This is a genomic window from Paenibacillus sp. KACC 21273 (assembly GCF_028736095.1).
GTDB classification, from domain to species: Bacteria; Bacillota; Bacilli; order Paenibacillales; family Paenibacillaceae; genus Saccharibacillus; species Saccharibacillus kyungheensis.
The window spans coordinates 5133457-5157176 of the sequence record NZ_CP117876.1; the positions used below are offsets into that span (position 1 = coordinate 5133457).

20 protein-coding genes are annotated in these 23720 nt (G+C 39.1%); 7 read left to right on the forward strand and 13 right to left on the reverse strand.

Translation table 11 applies throughout. The features are described 5' to 3' along the window. Positions 1-193 precede the first annotated feature (193 nt). Complete coding sequence (locus PQ460_RS22505; protein ID WP_274171250.1) at positions 194-826, reverse strand: LysE family translocator; 633 nt, start codon at positions 824-826, stop codon at positions 194-196. A gap of 208 nt (positions 827-1034) precedes the next feature. Between PQ460_RS22505 and PQ460_RS22510 the strand changes: the two genes are divergently transcribed. From PQ460_RS22510 to PQ460_RS22525, 4 genes are all read left to right on the forward strand, one after another. Then, entirely contained in the window at positions 1035-1574 is a 540-nt protein-coding gene (locus PQ460_RS22510) for a TetR/AcrR family transcriptional regulator (protein ID WP_274171251.1), read from the forward strand. A gap of 180 nt (positions 1575-1754) precedes the next feature. Next, a complete protein-coding gene (locus PQ460_RS22515) occupies positions 1755-2885 on the forward strand; it encodes an MFS transporter (RefSeq protein WP_274171252.1) in 1131 nt (376 codons plus the stop codon). Between the two features lie 421 nt (positions 2886-3306). Next, on the forward strand, positions 3307-4563 hold the full coding sequence (locus PQ460_RS22520) for a hypothetical protein (RefSeq protein ID WP_274171253.1): 1257 nt from the start codon (positions 3307-3309) through the stop codon (positions 4561-4563). Further along, positions 4560-7586, forward strand: a complete 3027-nt coding sequence (locus tag PQ460_RS22525; RefSeq protein WP_274171254.1) for a DEAD/DEAH box helicase — start codon at positions 4560-4562, stop codon at positions 7584-7586. Before PQ460_RS22520 ends, PQ460_RS22525 begins: the two co-directional genes overlap by 4 nt. Positions 7587-7694: 108 nt before the next feature. Here the strand turns inward: PQ460_RS22525 and PQ460_RS22530 are convergent, their stop codons facing one another. The 6 genes from PQ460_RS22530 to PQ460_RS22555 form a co-directional block, all read right to left on the reverse strand. After that, a complete protein-coding gene (locus tag PQ460_RS22530) occupies positions 7695-8525 on the reverse strand; it encodes an endonuclease/exonuclease/phosphatase family protein (protein ID WP_274171255.1) in 831 nt (276 codons plus the stop codon). Positions 8526-8783: 258 nt separating this feature from the next. Then, positions 8784-10052: a family 8 glycosyl hydrolase gene (locus PQ460_RS22535; RefSeq protein WP_274171256.1), complete on the reverse strand. Its 1269-nt coding sequence runs from the start codon at positions 10050-10052 to the stop codon at positions 8784-8786. An 84-nt stretch (positions 10053-10136) separates the two neighbouring features. Then, the gene (locus PQ460_RS22540; RefSeq protein WP_274171257.1) at positions 10137-11474 is read right to left on the reverse strand and encodes a 6-phospho-beta-glucosidase; all 1338 of its coding nucleotides are present in this window, start codon (positions 11472-11474) and stop codon (positions 10137-10139) included. Positions 11475-11547: 73 nt separating this feature from the next. After that, positions 11548-12543 (reverse strand): N-acetylglucosamine kinase, encoded by a 996-nt coding sequence (locus tag PQ460_RS22545; RefSeq protein ID WP_274171258.1) that lies wholly within the window; start codon positions 12541-12543, stop codon positions 11548-11550. A gap of 12 nt (positions 12544-12555) precedes the next feature. Continuing rightward, entirely contained in the window at positions 12556-13554 is a 999-nt protein-coding gene (locus PQ460_RS22550) for a LacI family DNA-binding transcriptional regulator (RefSeq protein ID WP_274171259.1), read from the reverse strand. Positions 13555-14237: 683 nt separating this feature from the next. Beyond that, positions 14238-14900, reverse strand: coding sequence for a peptide-methionine (S)-S-oxide reductase MsrA (locus tag PQ460_RS22555; RefSeq protein WP_274171260.1), 663 nt, complete (start codon positions 14898-14900; stop codon positions 14238-14240). Positions 14901-15039: 139 nt separating this feature from the next. On the opposite strand from PQ460_RS22555, the gene PQ460_RS22560 reads away from it, so the two are divergent. Beyond that, complete coding sequence (locus PQ460_RS22560; protein WP_274171261.1) at positions 15040-16542, forward strand: FAD-dependent oxidoreductase; 1503 nt, start codon at positions 15040-15042, stop codon at positions 16540-16542. A 507-nt stretch (positions 16543-17049) separates the two neighbouring features. On the opposite strand, the gene PQ460_RS22565 is transcribed toward PQ460_RS22560, so the two are convergent. Further along, a complete protein-coding gene (locus PQ460_RS22565) occupies positions 17050-18183 on the reverse strand; it encodes a threonine aldolase family protein (protein WP_274171262.1) in 1134 nt (377 codons plus the stop codon). A 250-nt stretch (positions 18184-18433) separates the two neighbouring features. Here PQ460_RS22565 and PQ460_RS22570 point away from each other — a divergent pair, with 250 nt between their 5' ends. Further along, complete coding sequence (locus PQ460_RS22570) at positions 18434-18829, forward strand: hypothetical protein (protein WP_274171263.1); 396 nt, start codon at positions 18434-18436, stop codon at positions 18827-18829. Between the two features lie 119 nt (positions 18830-18948). Here PQ460_RS22570 and PQ460_RS22575 read toward each other — a convergent pair whose 3' ends face one another. From PQ460_RS22575 to PQ460_RS22595, 5 genes are all read right to left on the reverse strand, one after another. Further along, positions 18949-19176, reverse strand: a complete 228-nt coding sequence (locus PQ460_RS22575; protein ID WP_274171264.1) for a hypothetical protein — start codon at positions 19174-19176, stop codon at positions 18949-18951. Positions 19177-19277: 101 nt separating this feature from the next. Further along, a complete protein-coding gene (locus PQ460_RS22580; protein ID WP_274171265.1) occupies positions 19278-19790 on the reverse strand; it encodes a hypothetical protein in 513 nt (170 codons plus the stop codon). A gap of 124 nt (positions 19791-19914) precedes the next feature. Further along, positions 19915-20562, reverse strand: a complete 648-nt coding sequence (locus PQ460_RS22585; protein ID WP_274171266.1) for a hypothetical protein — start codon at positions 20560-20562, stop codon at positions 19915-19917. Between the two features lie 95 nt (positions 20563-20657). Beyond that, positions 20658-21173 (reverse strand): hypothetical protein, encoded by a 516-nt coding sequence (locus PQ460_RS22590; RefSeq protein WP_274171267.1) that lies wholly within the window; start codon positions 21171-21173, stop codon positions 20658-20660. 238 nt (positions 21174-21411) lie between these two features. Beyond that, complete coding sequence (locus tag PQ460_RS22595) at positions 21412-22638, reverse strand: Zn-dependent hydrolase (RefSeq protein WP_274171268.1); 1227 nt, start codon at positions 22636-22638, stop codon at positions 21412-21414. 361 nt (positions 22639-22999) lie between these two features. Here PQ460_RS22595 and udk point away from each other — a divergent pair, with 361 nt between their 5' ends. Further along, positions 23000-23635 carry a uridine kinase gene (gene udk / locus PQ460_RS22600; protein WP_273614420.1) on the forward strand — a complete coding sequence of 212 codons (636 nt, stop codon included), beginning with the start codon at positions 23000-23002 and terminating at the stop codon, positions 23633-23635. The last annotated feature ends 85 nt before the right edge of the window (positions 23636-23720 follow it).

A 23720-nucleotide genomic window follows, 5' to 3' on the forward strand; every position in this document is an offset into this window, starting at 1 on the left:
CAAACGTATAGTTTATTATTTATCTATTTAGTATTTTTATGCTAACACAGAATAGAGAATCGTGGGACAAAATATTTGAATATTCATAGATGCCGCAATGAAGAGCTGTACTATAAATCAATAAAAAGTATTTCTATACCAAGATCACTTATATCATACACACCATATAAAAAATGGCATTAGATCGCTGATATTACTTGCGATCTAATGCCATTCTTGCTGCTAGAGCTGTCAGTACACTTGCCATTACCCAGCGCTGAACTCTTAGCCAGATTGGACGTTTCCCAAACCACGATACTACCTGACTTGCGACCAGTACGATCAATAGATTGATAATAAAGCTAATACTGATCTGAATCAGACCAAGAGTTGCACTTTGCATCAATACTGATCCACGCGCAGGATCGATAAATTGTGGTAATAAGGAGACGTATAATACGGCTGCTTTGGGATTAAGTAAATTGGTCATAAAACCCATCATAAATAGCTTTTTAGGAGACTCAATCGTTAACGCTTGAGGTTCTAATATATTGCGATCACTTCCTGGGCGAATCGCTTTCCATGCTAACCAGAGCAAATATACAGCCCCTGCCCATTTAATCATCGTATATAGCATAGGAACCGTTAGAAATAGCGCAGATAATCCCATCATAGTAGCTACAATGTAGACCACAAAAGCGAGCACTACACCGAATAGCGAAATCACTCCTGCTACTCTTCCTTGTGTTACCGAACGTGAGATAAGATAGATCATATTAGGACCTGGTGCACAGACCATCCCCAAAGCTACCGCCGCAAAAGCAATCATCGTTCCAAAGCTTATCATATCCATTTCTCCTTTACCGTTTAATCAGTTGATCTCAAATAATGATAATAAACATAGAACGACTACTACTTATAAATACATATGTAAGATTGCTATAAAGTATACGCTTTTGCTACCCATCTGTTAACCTTTATGTTAGTTATTTGACAATAATTGATTATTCCTTCACAATAAATATAATGATCGTTCTATATAAGGAGGGGTATAAGTGAGCAAAAAAAAAGAAACATTATTAACGGTAGCGGAAAAGCTTTTTTATGAACATGGATTTCATGCGATTGGTCTGAAGCAGATTATTACAGAAGCAGATATTGCGATCATGACGTTATACAATCATTTCGCTTCCAAAGATGAATTGATTGTAGAAGTGTTAAAGCGACGTGAACAACAATATATGGAGTACCTGCACCGCTTTCTCACCGATGATCGTGAAGCGATTTTGCTGAATCTAGCTAAAGGACATGCGCAACGGTTGATGGATATTCAATCTCGTGGTTGTATGTTTTTACGAGCTAAAGAAGAATTTGCAGGTGATCCGGCTCATCCGGTCGTGCAGACTGTTAACCGTCACAAAGAAAATGTGATGAACTTTATCAAGCAACTGGATTCTTCTTTAACACATCAACAGATTCTGCAATTTTCTCTGTTATTAGAAGGTTCTACTGCACTTGCTGAGACGGAAGATACAGCAACTGTCTGTGCTCAATTTATTGATATGACTGAAAAGCTATTTGTACGTGTAGCTTAAATAATACCTATACATGATGATCAACAGACACTACCTCATCGTATGCTGTCTATTTCACTACTTATTTGATCATAAACGCGAGTCATAAAAACCAGTGAGTATAAAGATACTCACTTTTTATTTCGCTATAAGTATAATGATCGTTCTATATATTTTATATACATAAAGGAGTGTTACGTGATGAATGCTAATAAGATCATTTTGCCGGGTATAGCGATGATTGCGGTTTGTTACACATTAGGTCGATATAGTTTTGGATTGTTTTTACCTGAAATTTCGCACTCTCTTTCTTTATCTGCAACCGATGCAGGCTCAATCAGTTCAGTAATGTATATTGCTTATTGTCTAGCGCTGTTGACTGCTCCGTGGTCGATTCAGCAATGGGGACATTATCAAATTATTCGCTTGAGTGGTCTAAGTGTAGCGGTCGGTATAGCTGGCGTAGCATTAGCCCCCAATGTATGGATATTAACAATAAGTCTATTTCTTGCTGGATGGAGTACAGGCTGGATCTCTCCTGCTCTAGGTCATGCGGCTTCTACTGAATTACCGGTGGCAGATCGGGATCGTGGCAATGTATGGATCAATAGTGGAACAAGCTTTGGGATGGTGTTATCCGGTCCTATTGCGTTGTTATTTACCGAGTATTGGCGTTTGAGTTATGGATTATTTGCTGTTATTGCTATCTTGACTCTTTGGTGGAATAGTAAAAATATACCGAACCGCAGACTGACTGACTCTACATCATACCCTATGCAAAAAATACAAATATTTCAGCCGCATAGTCTAGCATTATTTGTAGGTTCTTTATTCATTGGAAGTAGTTCTGCTATGTATTGGACTTTTGCACGTAGCTTTTTGACTGTAGAGCAAGGAGTATCTTACACAACAGCGATCTGGTTTTGGATTGTAATGGGGGCATCCGGTATGATCGCCGGTAGTTCTGGATCATGGATTAATCGCTTAGGGCTAGCAAAGTCTTATCGGTTAGGTATGCTCATGATGGCATTAGGAACCGCAGTGCTTATCGTACCCTCGATCGGATATAATTTTGCATCCGCTATTTTATTTGGCAGTTCATTTATCTTTTTGAGCTGTATCTGTATGGTATGGGCAACACGAATTTATCCTGAGCAACCTTCGATGGGCATCAGTCTTTCTTTTTTACTGCTTGGAGCCGGTCAATTTATAGGTTCTTTACTCGCTGGTAGCGTGATTGATCTATTTTCGTATCCGATCGGATTTGCTCTATTTGCAGGAATAGGACTGGTTGGTCTTACAATTAAAATCCGCACAAATACAAGCTATTAATTTACAACAATCAGTGCTAGGTAAGATTGCTTTTGATCTCTCTTCCAATCATCTTAAAGCTCACCAACAACAGATGATCCAATAGCAAAAAGAACATTTACATCCTTCGCCGGAAAACCTGTTGATCGACGACCTTTTAGAAAAGCTAAATCATCCTTAATACACATCATGAACAATATCTGTAGATATATAATCGACTGTATCAAAGACATCGTAGGATGTCTTTTTTTGTTATGTAAATCATGCTTATTCCTGTCTAGCATTCGATAGGTCATGATATAATGAGAACATATGTTTATACTGGTAAACTCTTATATGTTAAAAAGCTGATACTACTATAGTATGCTTTGCAAAAATCACTTTGGATTGCACTAGAAGAAGTCGAATCGATTTTGAACAAGTGCTTAGGAGAATAAAGGATATGACGTTGATATTAAATATAAAAAAAGATATCGATGATGCAGTGCAACAATGGCATCAGCAGTTCGCTCAAGATATCGCGCCACTCGGGCAAGGGATTCGTAATGTACAGTATACAACAGAAGCGTTGACGCTTATTTTCCAAAAAGAATTACCCTCTGATCCTGTAGAACAAGCATTATTCAAGCTAAATGCTTATTTATATATGCTACAAATCGTCGTTCAACCTGTGCAAAATCATCTGAGTCGCACTATGGCATCGCTCGGTTATCATACTCATTTGGCTGTAGCTGAATTACAGAAATCGTTACAGCATCTTTTTGCAGAATCGCTACACCTGACCGATTCTCTAACTGTAGAACAAAGTAAACTTTTAAGTGGAACCTTGTCTTATATTCGCTTAGAAATGCTGAGTGAATCACGAGATTCGTTTATTTTTTTAGATAGCTATATACGACTCTGGATGAACTGGATGATATCTATATTGGCTGATTCCACTTCGGAAGATAAAGAGCAACTACTACAAGCAGAAGTCGAGCTGTTAGAACAACTAGAACCGCGATCCGGTCATTCCGCACTCAAGCAAGCATGGTGGTTAGCACAAAGTTATATTCATTTTGAACGTGGCGCCGAGCATGATGAAGTTGCACTTGCTCTAATCCATACCGCAGCTACCAAACAAGATTTTTATCCTGATCGGTTACCGGATTATCTGGAACGTTTGACTCAGCAAGCACAGTGGCAACGGTTAGCCCACTGGCTGACTGAACTTGCGGATGTATTGCGTCAACAACAGTCCAATTTACAACATTATGCTTCTTACTGGGAGCAAGTGATTGCAGAACTTCCAGCAGAAGAACCCCAGATGTGGATTGCACTGGAAAAGTTATTGCCTGTCGGCGGACGCATTTACGAAGAAAAATTATTAGCTTATGGCAAATGGCAATTATGGATGGATTATCAGTTAGCGGCTGGAAATGATCCTGCTAATTACAAAGTGACCGAACTGCAACCCTTAGAAAATAACGCCCCAGAGATGTTGTTGCCTTTTTACCATCAAGCGGTAGAGCGTCATATGGCACACAAAAATAGACAAGGCTACAAAGCGGCAGTCAAATTACTCAAACGTCTAGCCAAATTGTATAAAAAAATAAAGCAAGAACCGCGCTGGACTGCTTTTATCGAGCAATTTGCTCAGCGTCATAGTCGCTTGCGTGCACTTCAAGAAGAATTGCGGAAAGGAAAGCTGATACCATGAGTCATTATATTCAACACATCACTGTCCAGATGGGACTCAGCGAGTATGGCGATGCTCTAATCTACGGTTCCAAAGAAGCTTATGGATTTTTACCTGCTACTTATCTCAAGCATCTGCTATTTGCATGGCATGAAGATTCTTTTTACGGGACAGAACTTGAAGTAGAAGAAACACCGGAAGTAGAACTGATTGTATTGCCTGCTGAACAGGTTATTCCTTATTTTGCATCTGCTCCTTTACTTCATCATGTGCAGTGGAATTGGGAAGGTGAAACTGCTCAGATTCGCAAGCTAGCTCCTTATCTGGAGCGCTGTCTGGATGAACGTAAATATCTACCGAGTCTTGCCTCGTATCGCAAAGGCAAATTGCAGTGGAGCTGGGATCAAGATGTACTGTTAGAATGGGCGCAGGAAGACGGAGTTGAACGTGATATTCGGGCTTTGCTCAAAAATTCGTCTCAACTCCAATTCGTACAGGGACTACAAGCGGCATTCTCCGCTACTGTATTCCGCCAATATTACAACAGTGAAGCAGAAGCCGCTGATCTACGGCGGGAATATCCTCAGTTATTTGATCGTAACCAGAGTACAGCCGGACTAGACGAAGAAACATGGTTAGTCTCCATCGGTTGGAAAAGCGACACGGCTCCTTTTCGCCCGGCACTTCAATTGCTGGAACCGGAAGACGCTAATAGTGGCTGGCGATTACAGTTTGTACTGCAAGACAAAGCCGATGAAACGGTGCTTGTGCCTGTACAATTGGGAATTGACGGACATGTTAATGGAAAATGGCCTGAACAATGGAATATTCATGTGCAAGATCGGGCTTCTGGCTGGCTAGAACATCTAAGAGCTACTTTACCAAGAGCACAATTCGCCGAAACGTCGGATATTTTACAGCGTCCGATGAACAATGAAACAGCATGGCGCTTTCTGACGACAGAAAGTAATCGATTGCTTCAAGCTGGCTGGTTAGTGCTACTGCCTGCATGGTGGGAAGCGGCACGACGTAAAAAGCCTAAATTACGTGCTAAAGTCAGCGAAGAGAAAGAAAAACGAGATGGCAAATCGTTTTTTGGCTTAGATGCACTGATCGATTTCGATTGGCGGGTCTCAATTGGAGATACCGATCTTTCAGAAGAAGAGTTCCTCGAACTTGCCGCTCGTAATGAACGATTGGTACTTTTCCGCGGACAATGGATTGCACTTGATCCTGAATTGTTAGAACAGATTCGGCGGGCGATGAACGGGATTGATAAGCGTCGTGGACTTTCTTTTCAAGATGTATTACAACTTCATCTGATGCGTCAACATCGAATAGCTCAAGCAGCGGAAGAAGAAGCTATTGAGGAAGAAAGTACGCGTGTAGAATTGGAAGTGGAACTTAATGAACATCTCACTTCGTTAATCGAAAAGATTAATCAGCAAGTAGATCTTCCACTCACTCCGATTCCAGCAGGATTACAGGCGCAATTGCGTCCTTATCAGCATGAAGGATATTCATGGTTATCTTTTTTAAGAAAATTCGGCTTAGGTGCTTGTCTGGCAGATGATATGGGACTCGGTAAAACGGTGCAATTAATCACGTATTTACTGCATATCAAAGAACATGCTGAGATTGCTATTCATCAATTAGCCGAGCAATTTCACCAAACCGAAGAAATGCAAAATATGCATCAGGAGACGATTTTCAGCCCGACCTCTCTTGTCATCTGCCCTACTTCTGTACTTGGTAACTGGCAAAAAGAAATCAGTCGCTTTGCGCCTTCCCTTACTGTGGCGCTTCATTATGGAAGTAAACGTCGTTCGGGAGCGGAGTTTCAGCAACTGATCGATCATGCCGATGTGATTCTGACTTCATACGCAACAGCTTCACTGGATCAAGAACTGCTCCAAAGTTATACATGGGCAACTATCTGTCTGGATGAAGCGCAAAATATTAAAAATGCGCAGACCAGACAATCGCAAACGGTTCGTAGTCTATCCGCTATGCACAGGGTAGCATTAACCGGTACACCGATTGAAAACAGATTGGCTGAGTTATGGTCGATATATGACTTTATTACGCCAGGGTATCTAGGAACAGCCAAAGGGTTTCAAGAACGGTTTAGCAATGCGATCGAAAAAGATCATGATGAAGAACGAACTTTACATTTGCAACGACTGGTCAAGCCATTTATGTTGCGACGTACCAAAAAAGATCCTAATATTCAATTGAATTTGCCTGAAAAAAATGAAATGAAAACTTATATTCATCTGACTGCTGAACAAGGGGTATTGTACGATCAAGCGGTTAACAGCTTAATGCAACAGATGAACAATCTGGATGGTATCAAGCGCAAAGGCGCGATTCTGTCTGCGCTCACCCAGCTCAAGCAATTATGCGATCATCCGATCCTTGTGACCAAAGAAGCGCCTCCTGAACCGGAAAAAGGTAAACGATTCAATACCGAAGCCTGGATTAGTCGCTCTGCCAAATTGGAACGCTTGCTAGCAATGGTCAAAGAATTACGTGAAGAAGGCGAACAGTGTTTGATTTTCACCCAGTATATCGGGATGGGTCAGTTGATGCAGAAAATTTTGGAAGAAGAATTGCAAGAAAATGTATTGTATTTGAACGGAAGCACCTCCAAAACAGCACGCGATCGCATGATCGAGCAATTCCAAGCGCCTGCCGTCGAAGGAGATTCCACTAAGCCATCTGTCTTTATTTTATCACTCAAAGCTGGTGGGGTCGGTCTGAACTTAACGGCTGCTAACCATGTATTCCACGTGGATCGCTGGTGGAATCCTGCGGTCGAAAATCAAGCCACTGACCGAGCGTATCGGATGGGTCAGACTCGTGATGTGCAAGTACACAAATTCATATCCCTCGGCACACTGGAAGAACGAATCGATGAGATGTTGGAGAGCAAGCAACAGTTAAGTGATAATGTTATTTCCAATTCAGAAGGCTGGATCACTGAATTGTCTAATGATGCATTGAAAGACTTATTTGCGTTACGTCGTGAATGGGCGGAATAAATAAAGCAATAAAATAGATACAGCAAAAAGAGACCTGTTAGTTAAGGTCTCTTTTCTTAGTGTCTTAATGAACTATAATTTTTGAAATTTTCTATCGTGTTAATAGAATTACTCCAAGTCTAACTCTACAGCTACTCCCAAATGATCCGATACGATAGCTCCATTCACACCATTCAACGCCACAGCTGAAGAACGAACAGATAACGGACGATTGGTTAAAATATAATCGATGCGCAGACTTGTTGCATTGTTTTCCCAACCTGCGATAGCTTTGACGACGGTATGTCCATCGTCTTTTACTTTGGCTAGTGTATAAGTGTCGAACCAGCCTTTGCTCATCACATAGTCATAACCTTCTTCTCGAATCTCTGCCACATTGTTCAGATCGCCTAACATGAGGATCAATTGATCTTGGTATGGTGCTAATAACTGCTCTGTACGATCCCATTGTCCACGGAAATGTTCTTCGTCATGCCACCATCCATAATGTCCATCTGCTATCCATACAGGCTGTCCGCTGATCTCGGTCTGCACCATCAACAGACGACGTGTCCGATAATTGTTATAGTCTTGCAGTTGAGAAACAAAGTCGTAGCTTGCTTGAACGATCGGCGTACGAGTCAGTATCGCTAATCCTTCATCATAGGTCTGTCTGGTCTGGTGAGTCGGAACCCATGTCCAATAATAATCAGAAGATAATTGCTGTAACAAGACATAAGCAAAGTTATTTTGCCGAATATTCACATTTTGATCAGTAGCGTAATAACGTGATCCCTCTAATATCGATACCTCTACATGCGGCTCGCTCATCGATTGATTCACTTCTTGCAGAGCAATCACATCAAATTGTTGTTGATTGATAAAATGAGCCAATTGACTGATTTTTTCTAACTGGTTCGTTTCGTGCCATGAATGCGTATTTAAAGTTAAACATTTCAACAGTGGTCACCTGCTCCATCTATTTTCATTATTTTTGTCTGAGTGATACTTTATCTCACTATACCACAATCCAAAAATAGACATCTAAAGTAAGCAAGTGACACTATAGGTTAGCGAGAAAAAAAAGACAAACCTCCACTCATTGCAGACAGCAACGATTAGAGGTTTGGTGAACATATCTACATTTGAAAAGCATATTATCTGATCTCTGTTGTTATAACACTATATGCAAATCATCTATGCATGTACTGCCTATCATCAAGAGGTAGCAGGCTTCCACCAGTTACCGGAGATAAATAACATACTGAGCAGATTATAAGAGTCGCTAAAATAGCTTTCTTTGCTATTTTTCATCCAATCCCAACCTGTATTGACCCATGTCTGATGGGCATGATCTGTGACACCTGCGGCGACAAATGGAGCAACAAATACAGCAGTTGCATAAGTACCACGCGCAGTCCCGTTTAACTGATATCCATCTTTGATACTGGCAGGTTTGCCACTGGTTTTGCCTTTGATCCAGACTGCTATTTTGTTAGCTATATTCTTGCCACGGGTATCTCCATACATTGCATAATCCATCACGATTCGAAGCGGTACACGAGAAGCATTGTAATTGTATTCATTTGTTTCTTTAAATTCATCCAAAAACCACTCTGGTGCAGGCTTCGCCGGATTCCCCACTACAAAGTCTGAAATTAAGCCCGTATTAGGTGAATAGCTACTACTAAATTGCGCATATTTGCTATACAGATTGTTGATCACATTCAGCCATGTCTGATCTCCAGTCACATCGTAAAAAGCATGAAAATGACTGAGCATCCAATCCGATGGACGGGTATCATAGCTGTTTTTGGCATCCCAATCTCCCAGATTAATACCATTATTAGACGTTACATAGCTAGATTTGATGGCACTGATCATTTTTTTAGCTTCTGACAAATAATTTACCGTTCCATCAGAACCCCACTGCGTATGTGCCAAAAGTAAAGAGTAGGCAATATCCAGATCACCATCGGTTGCTGATCCAAAATGACCTTGTGCAGCAGTATCATCAGCGACGACCCAACCCATCAGAGCAGGATTGCCTGAACTTTTGTACGCTCTGGCTGTTTTGAACAATCCATTATAGATCGTCTGTGCTTGTGTATCTTGTCCTGCCATCAGAGCGGTAATCACCATGCCATACCCCTGACCTTCGGATGTTCCTAGCGGGTCAAATCCTTCTGCATCACCGGTAATATCACCACGCACATAATAACCACCTGGCAAAGAAGACAAGTCATTTTTGAGATACGTTGATTTCCAGTAACTATAATAAGAAGCTACGGTTTGATTCATCGCCGCCTGAGTCACATGATTAGGCTTGATGATCCCTGCATAATTCACCTGTTGTGGAAAAGGTTTCTTTTCATTAGCCGCATAGACAGATGTCGATAATCCTAACATTCCTGATAACGAAATACTAAATAGTACGATTACAAGAGAGAAGCTAAGCCAACGTGCCTGTGTCGATGAAGTACGCATACTGGTTATTCCTCCTTAGCATAATGTAATAGGTCATATTTTGAATCTAGTAGGATCGAATCATCTTTTTCTGCTCCAAAACGTTTATCTACTTTCGGCTACTGCTAGATGTTCTTGCGGGAAAAATAAAGGCAAATAATCACGATTTGCTTCTAACATTTCGTCTAGCATGTCTTTGGCAATCGCTATCGAAGGCACTAATGGATGATGAACCATCGCTTGCAAAGCCAGTTGACGATCTCCGGTTATTGCCGCCTGAATCGTTAGTTGTTCATAGGTTTTTACCGCATGCATAAGTCCTTTAATATGATCTGGTACAGTAGATAATTGAATCGGTAACGGGCCTTGTTGAGTCACTACACAATTGACCTCAATACAAGCATCGTCAGGTAGGAAATCAATAATGCCACGATTTGGAACATTAAGTGTCTGTATATCTCCTGTGCCATTATGAAGTGAACGCATCAAGTTCACTGCGGCTTCCGAGTAATACGCACCCCCGCGTTGTTCCAGTTGCTTGGGCTTTTCTTGTAGCTCAGGATCACGATATAACTCAAACAGTTCTTGTTCTACTCGCTGTACCACCTGAGCACGCGTTCCTTCATTTTCAAAAGCTAACAATTGATCTTGGAGCATCTGAGGAGTCATATAGAAATACTTGAGGTAATAGGAAGGTAATGCTTGTAGCGATAGTAGAAATTCGGCATCCCAACCCTGCTGAGGAACATTGGCGGCTGAATATTCTTCACGCTGTGCTAGCAGTTCTGTTAATTTGGATTTTCCATCAATATCGATTCGAGTAACCCAGTGTAGATGATTAAGCCCTACAAATTCTGCATAGACTTGATGAGGTTCTACTTGATAATGAGCAGTTAACCATTTGATCAGACCAATAGGAGCATTGCATAAGCCGATACTGCGTACTTTACTATGCTTATGAATCGCTTCTGTAACCATACCTGCCGGATTCGTAAAATTCAGCAACCATGCATTCGGCGCTAACTCTTCAATATCCCTGCAAATATCTAATAATACAGGAATAGTACGTAGTGCCTTCATCATTCCACCGGGGCCGGTCGTCTCCTGTCCGATCACTCCATATTGCAAAGGAATACGTTCATCCACACTTCTTGCTTCTAACATACCTACTCGCATTTGCGTGCTCACATAATCAGCATCTTTGATTGCTTCTCTTCTATTCGTTGTTAAATGTATCTTGATCGGCAATCCTGAAGCAGCGACCATACGCTTAGCCAATTCACCTACAATAGTAAGCTTGTGTAATCCTTGCTCAATATCGACCAGCCACAATTCACGAATCGGCAGATCCTGATAATAGCGGATAAATCCTTCTACTAACTCTGGTGTATACGAAGAACCTCCACCGATCACAGCTACCTTTAACCCTTGAGTCCTATTCATATATGATCACATCCTGTATTTATAAAATAATAGACGTATACTGTACATTTGATCTACGTAGTGGTGATTGCGATTAGATAGATTGCTCTTTTACTTGCGCTGTAGTGAGGCTTCCTATATTGTATAACTGCTTATATACTTGGGGTGTAATATGACGTCCTGCCTGTTCCATTGCTCGTAATATCGCTCCGATCACAGGTTCGACTTTTAATTTGACCAGTGAGGCATGCGGTGCTGATTGTTGTAAGGCTTGCTCAATCTGTGGACGAATCCAATCACGATCTCCCCGTGTCAACAGACTTCCAGCCATCACCACATCAAATGATAACGTGTGCATTTGCAATCGATTAACGATCGCTGTAATCGATTTTCCTATTTCCTGACCTTGTTTTGCTAAAATATCTAATGCTACTCCATCTCCCCATGCGGCAGCTGTAAATAGCAATTCAGCCACTTGTACAGGTACTTGATAATGATGATCTAGATAGTCGTGAAATAATGTATGCACATCTGAATAATGCAACATATCCAGTAAAAGCTCTGTGAGTACAGTAGAATGACCTCTTCCATCCCATGCTCGAATCACCGATCGAAACACTTCGATACATAATGATCCGCCCCCACCAAAATCTCCATACATATAATCAAATCCACCACACTGATAACTTTCACCTGCTGGATTCATCCCGGCACTGTTCGTTCCTGTTCCACAAATCACCGCTATCCCGTAAGCATTCGTAGTTCCAGCACGAAGCCCAATCATGGTATCTCCAACCAGATCATAATGATGAAATCCAAGACTCTGAATCATAGGATGCAAAATAGCATAATCGGCGGGTCGATCTGCTCCTGCTAATCCAAAACAACTGGATGTTAATTGGTCACGCTGAATACTGGCTTGCTGTAATGCTTGCTCGATAGCAAGTCCAATCTGTTCTCCTGCAAGTAATCCTGTCGTCTGATGATTACCTGCACCCGCACGTCCTTGCCCTATTAACTGCCCTTGTTCATTGGTAATGTAAGCAATTGTTTTGCTACCACCTGCATCAATGCCCAGGTAATATTCCAATATGAGTCACCTCTAATCGTTGCTAACTTGCGCTGTCGATTGCCTGATAATCAATTCTGATTTTAATTTGAGTCCTGTAGTGCGCTTACTCTGATTACTGATTTTGCGCAAAATCATATCTGCCGCCGCTAGTCCAATCTGATCTGCCGGTTGTTTCATCGTAGTCAAAAATGGACGCAACTGTGAAGCGATATCCTGATCATCATAGCCGATAACAGAGACTTGTTCCGGTACACGTATACCTGCTTCTGTCAGCGCATTAATTAGACCGATAGCGATATAATCATCCCCTGCAAAAACAGCGGTCGGTAATTGGTGATCAGCCAACCACTTTTTCCCTGTCTGATACCCAAAATCCATACTGTAATCACCTTGTATAATAGCAAATGGCTCCAGTTCTGCTTCTTGCAAAGCATCGATAAATCCTTGTCTACGATCTCTTGTACTCGTAAATACATCTAATCCACACAAATGAGCGATCTTAGTGTGTCCCAATTCCAATAGATGACGAGTCGCTTCATAACCACCATTGTAATTATCAATCGTGATCGCAGACGCATTGTTTTCAGACAATTGGTTATCGATCAGCACATAAGGAATATTACGCTTTTTCAATTCCGATACAAAACGTTCTTCTTCTACAGGAGATAACAAAATCAATCCATCGACCCGATCTTCTTGAATCAAATAATGACTTTCCTGATTACCAAAGCTACGAGATACCGATACCGCTAAAAAATAACCTTGAAGCGCTAATGTATCATTGATTTCTTTAGCGACAGCATCAAAAAATGAATCATGTAGTGTTGTTACAATCAATCCAATAATTCCGGTACGACCACGAGCAAGAGAACGAGCAGCAGCGCTTGGACGATAATCTAATTCTTTGATCGCATCCATCACTTTTTGGCGATTTTTTTCACGCACTGTTCCTGCACCATTAAGCACACGTGAAACGGTTACAACAGATAATCCTGATCTTTTAGCAACATCAAATATACTGGCTTTCATCTTATATTCTCCTAATTGATGCTATTTTTTGAAAGTATGCTATAGATACGCTACCTCACAAAAAACGAACATCCTGTTTTTGCTCATTATACAGGATGATATAGGATAGGGACTACACTGTAATGCGCTAAATTGTTATTTATTTAGTTTACTAAAGACAGATAATTTCTTTGGGTGACATTATAGATAAGATATTCTGTTGTAAAATAGTGATATATCATCGTGATTAGACTACTATTCATACGAAATATATTCTTCCTAAATCATAAGTTACAGCGCTTTAACTTTCGAAATAAAAAATAATCGAACATTTACTTGCAACTAGAACTGATAGAATCATTTCACCTCCTACGCATAATATTACTCTGTAATAGCTTTTTATTCTTAGATATTACGAATTCATATTTATGCATATTTTGTGATAACTTATTGTAAAGATACGCTCTACTTTTAAAATTTTCTACCAATACCACTTATGATCATTTCATAAAGTTATAGCGCTTTAACTTTTTATATTGGTACTATCATAGATGATCTTATAGTCAATTACAAGCTTATTTTAGGTCTATTCTGATTTTTTAACACCTTTATTTTCCATTTTATGATACGATTATTGACTATTTTAAGTAATTTTTGATATATATGAGCTATAATCTCTGTTATAACGTGGTTTTTAGGCTCAATTAGTCATTTGTAGAGCTTTGCTGTATCCATTCCAATATATTATTCCGTTGTCTTTTGGCAACACTTTGTAATTCTTTGTTTTCCCACTCCTTTATTATATCTGCCCAAGTCATATGTCCTTTGGAAAGTGCATTTAATCGTGTACCTATTGTAGAGTGAAAAAGATTTTCATAATTGCCTAAATGGTCTACCCATGACTTGAACAGTTCTGGTTCTCGTTGCAGATAATACTTCTGGTGACGCTCTTCTGCTTCTGTAAAATCGGTATAAGGAACAATTTCTGTACTGAGCGACTCTGGTGCATACTGCTGTTGAACACGTAACATCACTTCATATTGTTGTTGATTACGATAAAAAAGAATCGACATATACTGTCTACCTTTATATCCATTGATCGCATTAGGACGATGATTTTCCCAAAAGCAACAAAGCAATTGTTCTAACGATATCGCTTGCGGATAAAATGTCATCTCTATACTTTCCGAATGGTCTCCTAGGTCGCGGTATGTGGGATGACTTGTAGTTCCTCCTGCATATCCAGTTGCAGTCTGGATCACACCTGTGAATTGTCCGAACAATGCTTCAGGGCTCCAAAAGCATCCCATCGCTAACGTCAATTGCTCATCAGATTGTGATCTATATTCTGTGTGTTGTGTACTCATCATCTGCTACTCCTTTACAATATAGATAGACATTTAAATTTTGTAACCCTGCTCACTCTATTTTACAGTACACTAGAAAGGATACGGCATATTTTCAAGCCGTACCATGAAACTTATACATAAGGTGGTTATATCAACAGTGAACAGACAGAAATCTTTACTTTTGTGGAGTCTTTTACTTGTCGTCATTATTATTGCTCTTATTCCTGTAGGCATGAAAATGTTCTCCGCATCCAATAATGCTCAACAAGCGCCTACATCCAGCCAGACGACAACAGATTCTACATACGACCCAACAGCTACTCCAGCGCCTGTCGCACCTACCATTTCCAAAACGTACGACCTTGTCGTGATCGGTAGTGAAGTCGAAGGGATTCTTATGGCCAAAGCCGCACACGATCAAGGGCAAAGTGTTCTGATTATCGATCCACGTGAAAAGCCAGGTGGACAATTGATTCAAGGACAGATGCTTGTACTGGATGAACCGAATACCAACAAAAAGAAAAGTCTGGTTCAAGGTGAAATGAAAAAGCTATACAACGCTTATAATGCAGGCGATATTCGTACAGAAAAACAATTTATAGACTATTATAACAGCTTAATTCAAGGGATTCCGCTTCAAAGTGGGATTCAGATTGAAGGCATTCAGCAAAGTGAGGCAGATGCTAACTATGCGATTACTTCACTAACGTATAAAACAACAGACCAACAATCCCATACGATTGCAGCGAAGTACTGGGTTGAAAATAGTGACTACAATGCGCTCACGTCCAAGCTCCATGTGACTCGTATTCCTGGTGTAGAATCGATTTTCGGTGGCGACAAGCCTGAATATATGGCAGCAACGTATATGCTACGGTTCAAAGGTGTAGACTGGCTGAAGCTTCATAGTGCGACATTGTTAGATTATCCTTTAACCAATCTCGAAGCCAAATACGGTACTAACACGTATGTCGATTATGATTTTGGGACAGGCTTTAACAAGATTACCGAAAACTTCAAATCGCTAGACCCACAGCTCAAATTGCGTGGTATTAACTCCACTTATCAGAAAAATGGCGAAGTGATTATCAATGCACTGCTCATCTATGATGTCGATCCTGCGAATCCAGAGTCGGTACAATCGGCTATTGCTAAAGGTAAAGCCGAAGCGCCGCGTGTATTAACTTTTCTCAAAGAAAATATTCCAGGGTATGAACATGCAGAGTTAAATGGATTCCCGGAGTACTTGTATATTCGAGATTACAATCGCTTCGAAACAGATTATGTATTGTCATACGAAGATGTCGTAGCTAGTAAAATGTTCTGGGACAATGTCAGTATTGGCGGTTATCCGATGGATATTCAAGGAACACGTGCTGTGCCAACTGGTAAAGGATACGGCAAACCGGATTTCTATGGGATTCCACTACGTTCCTTTGAATTAAAATCTTATGACAATGTTCTGGTAGCTGGCAAAAATGTAGGAGCTTCGATCAAAGCTTACGGTAGTGCACGTATTACTCCAACAACCGCACTGGCAGCCGAGACGATGGGAATCATTTTAGGACGGGAAACGAAAAAATTACGTGACCTGAATGAAGAAGATTTCAAGCGAATTCATCGGTATTTGAGTGAGGATTACAATATTAAATTGGACTGAGTGAAGTTTGTTTGCAAAATGAGGATATTCTGAGGGAAACCGCTTCAGCAAAAATATGGTTTTTGCCGTCGCTGTTGAAGATGAATTCCTTGATAAGACTGGATAACGGTCGGCAGTCGCCTTCAAAGGCGAATAGACAGAAGTTTCCGAAGTTGTTTTCTTATAAAAACTTGGAGCTCTTTCAGAACATTGTTCTTCTTAAGCTCTGTGTGGAGATAATATTCTCAACATTGAAAACCGTTCTTGTAGAGAGGGTCGCATTGGCAGATTGGCTAATGTGGCTCTCTTTTTTTATTTTGGTAGTCGAGTTACGCTTTTGAGGAAAGAATTTATAAGTGTAAAAATAATTAGGAAAAACTTTAAATAATTAAAATAGCTAAGTCGTTGAAAGATTCGTAGGATCAACGACTTAGCTATTTTTCTTTTTCTTTTTTAATTATGAATATCACTTCATACAGATCAGGATATCTCTTCTATCCAACTAATTGAGCTTGATTAGGGAATCTATTAGACTGTTGTGACTTCTTTCAAACGTTGATCTAGCCATGCTAGCGCTTTTTGGATATGGTCTTGAGGAACATGTTCGTAGCGAGCACCGATTACTAATTCAGTCGAACAGTGAGCCCCTTCTTTTTTGTCTGTTAAGTATTGCACAATACCTACACCTGTCGCCTGACACATTTCGATTAAAATCGGTTCAATTTGTTCTTTGGGCAGTTCGAAATGAATATGGAACATGTTGGAGACAGGCACTTCAGGTAGCGTGTGAATAGCTGTGCATTTGTTCATCCACTGGGCTAATTGCACCGCTTCTTGGTAGTATTGTTCCATGTTGCCGACACGTTGTTCGTAGTAATATTTGGAGCTCAGAATATACGGATACAAGCTAATCAGATCGCCACCGTGTCTTCTTTTCCAGACTTTAGATTCTGCGGTAAAGTCACTCGGCCCTGCTAAGATAGCTCCCGCAATACCACCGATGCCTTTGTAAAAGGAGATATAGACACTATCGAATAATTCGCATACTTCGGCGGCTGTTTTTTGGTAAAATGGTAAAATTTCAAACAAACGAGCACCATCCAGATGAATCGAAATACCTTGTTTACGACAGTATTCAGAGATAGCTTGCAGTTCGCTGTAGGCAGGTAATTGTCCACCGATCTCACGTTGAGGCAATTCAAGCAATAAGCAGGCAATATCTTGATCCATTTGCTGTACATCTGCAAGGGTAATCAAGCGATCTTGATCCGCTAGCAAAATCGACTGAATATGGTGCAATTCTTTCAATCCATCTTCTTCATGGATCTCTAAATGGCACAAAGGATGGTAAGCCACTTTAGGGCTATTGTGGCGATCACACCAGATACGCAAAGCAATCTGTTGTGCCATCGTACCTGTTGGGAAGAATACTGCACTTTCTTTGCCTAACACGTCTGCCATCTGTTTCTGGAAATCTTCGATCACTTGTCCCCGACCATACTGATCACTGGAAAGATCACCATCAATGTCTGCAAATGCTTGTTGCAACACATGTATATTCCGATCGCTATGACCAGGTAAGATATATTCTGTTTTTGCAAATGCTTCTCTTAGTGTTAAAGTTGGTTGCTTGGATGAAGCAGATTCTGGTGTATTGTACATGGATATAAGCTCCTTTGGATGTCAGTTGAAGTGAATATGTAACCATAGCTTTAAGTTAACGTTATCATATCTGCGTAGCGATGCGTAATAGATTATACAAAAAAATAAAGTCATAGATAAATAAGTTTCTATTTACATATTAATAATACATTTAAGGTTATATTTGGAAATTAAGTATACTTGTGTTATAATGACATTGGTTGTCAACTAATCAAAAAGGAGAATGATGATGAAAAAACAGAAACTAATCTTGATCCCAGCCCTGTCGCTCGCCGCTTCTCTTGCCCTTGCACCTATTGGATTTGCTAGTGATTCATCCAGCACTCCAAACACACCAAACGCAACTGGTTCCAACCAAAGTGTAGCTCCATCGTTTACTGCTTCTCCCGTTTACAATGTAGGTACAAGTTCAGAACAGCTATTTTTACATGGTGAATTTGAAGTGAAAATTAACCCAAGTAAATATGCTAACTTTAACATTAAAATTTACGATAGTGTAGGTCGCCAAGTATCTGCAATGAGTTATAGCGGTAGTAGCCCTACTACACTGCTTAAATCTGACGAAAATTTAGTAGGTCCACATAAAATAGCAGTTACTACTACTCCAGTCGTTGCAAATGCAGGTACATTCCAAGTGAACTATTAAGTTACCCTGACATTTTATATAAAACTTTTAAATAGTTATTAAAGAAAAAGCCTTTCTCTGAAAAAAGAGAGAGGCTTTTTTATTTCAATTATCTGACTTATCTACTTTATTACAACACTCTAATCTTCTAATTCATAATCATCCAAAGACCAAGGTTCTATTTTTTTGATAGCTGTCATAGGAATAAGCATTCTTGTATCATCATGAGCTTCTTCAGGACAAATTGCAATAACATTATTGAAATAGTAATAATGAACATATAGTCCGATTACAAACAAATTATCAAGAAAAGTTATTTTGATATCTCTATCCAGATATGCTAGCATAAATATTTCTTGTTGCTCCATAATAATTCCTCCTAAGTTTTTATTGTGTGATATATATCTTTACTAATATAGCATTGATATATAAATAGGCACTTTTATATTTTCTTTTCCTATCAACATGTTCATTTCCACCCTTTTTTCCAATCATTTAGCAAAATATGATCCGCTAGAGTAGGGCATAAGATCTGGCTAGATTTCAAAAAATGATAATAAAAATGTTCAAACATCATTAAAACCTTATCTTTTTCGATATAAATAGCCTCATCAGGTGTCCAATCGGTATGACTTACACAGCTTACTCTGACCTGATTATTCTCTTCTTCAAAAATAAGCAAATGTTCAATCCCTTGTTCATAAAAATCCAATTGAAATGAGAAATCATTTTTGCTTATTTTCTTTAAAATAAATGGAATTTGTTCGATTACTGTTAATAGATCCGTTCTACAATCGACAGGCCATTGCTCTTGTCCGAAACCAGAAACAAGAAATACAATTGATTCTGAAATTTCAAAAACTTCACATATGTCAATCAAAATGGCTATTGGATCATCTAATTCCATTTCAAATGATGAATCCATTATTGATACTCTATTTGTAGAAGAAACGTTTTTCAAAATTAGCTGAATATTAAACATTTTAATTCCTCTTCTCTTACATTAAAAAACCAGTAAAAGCTATATTATGTAGTATTATAAAATGGCTAGATATCTGGTCACCTATTTTCTTACATTTATTTAATACCCATCTTCCTTATTATTTTTATTGAGAAGGCATTACATCAATACTTCCTTCATCTACATTTATTTTAAATGATTGAATAGGCACACCTAACTCACTAGTGGTTATTAAAATATACTCATTTATATGATCTGTATTTTTCAAACGTGCCCAAGCCCAATCTCCTGTACCTAAAGAATATCCATAAGAAGGCTCCATTTTAATTGGAATATCAATATATTTTTCTTGTTTTGTAGCTAACTCTTTAACATACAACTGTTGGCGTACATTTTTTTGTCCTCTATTAATAATTTCTAGACGATAATCATATTTTCTATCTGCTGTAGATTTAATAGGGTCTTGATTTACTGAGTCATACAACCACCCTCGTTCATCTACACCATCTTGATTCATATAGGAGCAACCTAATAAAAGTAATGAGAAAACACAAGCGATAGCACAACCTGCAATCCCTATATTTTGTTTTTTTGTTTTTATCAAATAAAAGATAGACAGTGAGATCACAATAATTGAAAAGATACCTATAGAAAATAATGTGTATATCGCTACAATATCCATAGAACGTTGAAAGTTAGCTGTTGAACCCACAATTAACCATAGAAGTGATGCTACATTTATGGCTATAGCTATGATCCAAATGCCTTTACATACGGTTGTAAGTATTCTCAATGTGTACTCCTACCTCATTTATTATTTTATTCAAAAATTTATGTACGTTTTATATACGTTATATATTCAATAGATTCTTTCTTTTATTATTTTGATCAGTTAGAAATAATGAAACTCTTTCCAGATACCATTAGTTTCAATTTATTATTCTTATGCTCAAATACTAAGTTTGAAGATAGTTGCTTTACTTTTTCGTTTAGTATGTTTATATCAGGTATCTCATATAAAACAAGTTCGAATGTTTGAATATATTCTGTCTCTGGATCAAGTGTCATATGAATTTCTTTAATTTTGGGAATGGCTATTTTATTTTTATCTGTACCATCAGTATTTACCATTACATATTTTTCATTCATTAAATATGTAAAATCTTTTTTAAATACCATTTCTAATACTCGATAATCTGGTTCTATACTCCAAAACATTTCTACAAATTCAAAAATAGAATCTTCAATCAAATCTTGATTTATACGATTTTGGACTATTTCCTCCGGACTATAATTCATCCATAGCTCAATGTCATTTTCCCCATCAATAATCAGTCCTGGTTTATATGGTCTTTTGTCTAAAAACTCCCATTTTTTTTGATACTTAATTTTATTTATTTCCATCATACTCCCCCTATTTAGAAGCTGTTCTGATAAACCATATATCTTATATGTACATCATCATACTATACATTCAAATAACAAAGTCTACTTTCGTGCTTTAGATATTCTCATGTGTCTTGAAATAAAGTTAATATTTTCACTGATTTTGTTATTAGATGACCTAATTACTATTATAAAAAAACCACCTAGCCATACTTAAGCGCAAGGTGGTTACTTATTTATCAAATATAATTCAAACTCAACCTTCCAAAATTCCTAACACCGTATCCAGCAACACATTAATCCCTTTCTCACAATCCTCATATGAAGTCAGCTCTTCTTCACAATGACTTTTTCCATTCACGCTCGGTACGAATACCATTGCAGAGGGCAAAAAAGAAGCGACAAATTGGGCATCGTGTCCGGCTCCGCTTGCCATTGTTTTATAGGAATATCCTAATGTCTGAACAGATCTTTCCAGTCTTTCACAAATGGCAGGATCGAACCAGACTGTATCGCGTCCCCATAATTTGGTGCTAGTCACTTCGCAATCTCCTTGTACCGCAGGTAAAGACTGAATAATACGCTCTACTTCGCGGACAACTTCTTCGTTTTTGTGTCTGGCTTCTAGTGTGAAAATGACTTTGTTCGGGATTACGGTATGAATATTGGGATATACATTAGATCGTCCCATCGTATAGACTAATTCCGAATCCAGCACACTTAATTGCGTGCGAAGTGTACTTACTAGATCATTCATCGCAAAAAAAGCATCTTTGCGCATATCCATAGGTGTAGTCCCTGCATGATCCGATTCACCGGTGATCTCAATCTCATAACAGACCATACCAACCACACAATCTACCAGGCCAATGTGTAATTTTTCGCGTTCTAACACAGGCCCTTGTTCTATATGTAATTCTAGGTAAGCTGTGGCTGCTTGGATTCGGTTGCTCTCTTCTCCTGCATACCCACTTTGGACTAATGCATCGCCAAATGTAATGCTGTCGCTATCTTTTTTGTTTAACATATCTGTTTTGGTGAATTTACCGGACAATACTCCAGAAGCCATCATCGAAGGTTCAAAGCGAGCACCTTCTTCATTAGTAAAATTCATCACTGTAATTGGAATACGGGGCGTAATACCATGATCTACCAGAGTGCGGACAATTTCCAGCCCGGCGATCACTCCCAATATCCCATCAAAACGACCGCCTTTTTTGACCGTATCCATATGAGAACCGAGTACTATAGGAGGCGCGTCTTCTGTTCCTGCTAATGTAGCGTACATACATCCCATATCATCGACGACGACTGTCATCCCTAATTGTTCACAACAGGAGCGAAAGTAACCACGTACCGCAATATCTTGTTCACTTAATGCTAATCGTGTCACACCATTGTTGGCTGTCCGTCCAAAATCAGCAAATTGTTCGATCGTATCTGCTAATCGTTGAGCATTAATAAATAATTTTTGTTGTTGCATAGCGATCACCCTATCCTATTTTGAGATATGTTCTACTGCTAATATGATACGTTTATGTCATGGTGAAAATCACAACTCACAGAGCTTATTTCAACCTATGAATATACCGTTTATGTATCTTACATCTTACCGCATTATGGGGAAAAGTCATTTGACATAGTGTAATATTTTATAAGATTTCAAAGTTACTTTATACTACATCCGGTACAAAAATCATGTCAGAATAAGAGTGTAAAAAGAGTATTATCTCTTTCCTTGGATTTGTCACTGGATTTTGATGAAATATAATGAAAAAACGTGGTTGCTATGCTACAATATTAGAATTGTATTGGGAACATTTAGGGAGGGTAAAGTAATCACTATGCTGATTATTGGTATTGCCGGGGGAACCGGATCAGGAAAAACAACTGTCGCTCGTTCAGTGATTGAACGTCTTGGCACAGACAAAGTCACTTTTATATCTCAGGATAATTATTATAAAGAGCACTCCCGATTGACTGCGGAAGAACGCCGATTGATTAATTATGATCATCCGTTTGCCTTTGATAATGAACTACTGATCGAACATCTATATTTGCTCAAACAAGGACAGGCGGCATTTGCTCCTGTATACGATTTTACAACTGATTCACGTTTTGTGGATCAGACGCTTGAATTGCATCCGAATCATATTGCGATCGTTGAAGGTCTGCATGTACTATCTGATGAGAAATTGCGTGCAGAGCTTGATATCAAAGTATTTGTCGATACCGATCCAGATGTGCGGATTTTGCGTCGTGTATTGCGAGATATCGAAGAGCGTGGACGTAGTATTCAATCGATTCACCAGCAGTATTTAACAACAGTCAAACCGATGCATGAAGCTTTTATTGAACCTTCCAAAAAATATGCAGACCTGATTATTCCTGAAGGCGGACAAAATGAAGTGGGTATTCAACTGCTTTCTATTTTGACCGAAAAATATTTAACCGGTGATCGTGCATGGGGCGAAGCGTAAATTCACCCATCTATAATGATAGTTATATAAAAAGAACAGGCTACACACCTTTTATGATGTTAGCCTGTGACTGTGTTACTATAAA

Bases quoted from the DNA above. Each gene is read 5' to 3' on its own strand.
- PQ460_RS22525 (WP_274171254.1), top strand. From the start codon at position 4,560: ATGAGTCATTATATTCAACACATCACTGTCCAGATGGGACTCAGCGAG.
- PQ460_RS22515 (WP_274171252.1), top strand. From the start codon at position 1,755: ATGAATGCTAATAAGATCATTTTGCCGGGTATAGCGATGATTGCGGTT.
- PQ460_RS22505 (WP_274171250.1), bottom strand. From the start codon at position 826: ATGATAAGCTTTGGAACGATGATTGCTTTTGCGGCGGTAGCTTTGGGG.
- PQ460_RS22595 (WP_274171268.1), bottom strand. From the start codon at position 22,638: ATGCAACAACAAAAATTATTTATTAATGCTCAACGATTAGCAGATACG.
- PQ460_RS22590 (WP_274171267.1), bottom strand. From the start codon at position 21,173: ATGGAAATAAATAAAATTAAGTATCAAAAAAAATGGGAGTTTTTAGAC.
- PQ460_RS22540 (WP_274171257.1), bottom strand. From the start codon at position 11,474: ATGAATAGGACTCAAGGGTTAAAGGTAGCTGTGATCGGTGGAGGTTCT.
- PQ460_RS22535 (WP_274171256.1), bottom strand. From the start codon at position 10,052: ATGCGTACTTCATCGACACAGGCACGTTGGCTTAGCTTCTCTCTTGTA.
- PQ460_RS22550 (WP_274171259.1), bottom strand. From the start codon at position 13,554: ATGAAAGCCAGTATATTTGATGTTGCTAAAAGATCAGGATTATCTGTT.
- PQ460_RS22520 (WP_274171253.1), top strand. From the start codon at position 3,307: ATGACGTTGATATTAAATATAAAAAAAGATATCGATGATGCAGTGCAA.
- PQ460_RS22565 (WP_274171262.1), bottom strand. From the start codon at position 18,183: ATGTACAATACACCAGAATCTGCTTCATCCAAGCAACCAACTTTAACA.
- PQ460_RS22575 (WP_274171264.1), bottom strand. From the start codon at position 19,176: ATGGAGCAACAAGAAATATTTATGCTAGCATATCTGGATAGAGATATC.
- udk (WP_273614420.1), top strand. From the start codon at position 23,000: ATGCTGATTATTGGTATTGCCGGGGGAACCGGATCAGGAAAAACAACT.
- PQ460_RS22580 (WP_274171265.1), bottom strand. From the start codon at position 19,790: ATGTTTAATATTCAGCTAATTTTGAAAAACGTTTCTTCTACAAATAGA.
- PQ460_RS22555 (WP_274171260.1), bottom strand. From the start codon at position 14,900: ATGAGTACACAACACACAGAATATAGATCACAATCTGATGAGCAATTG.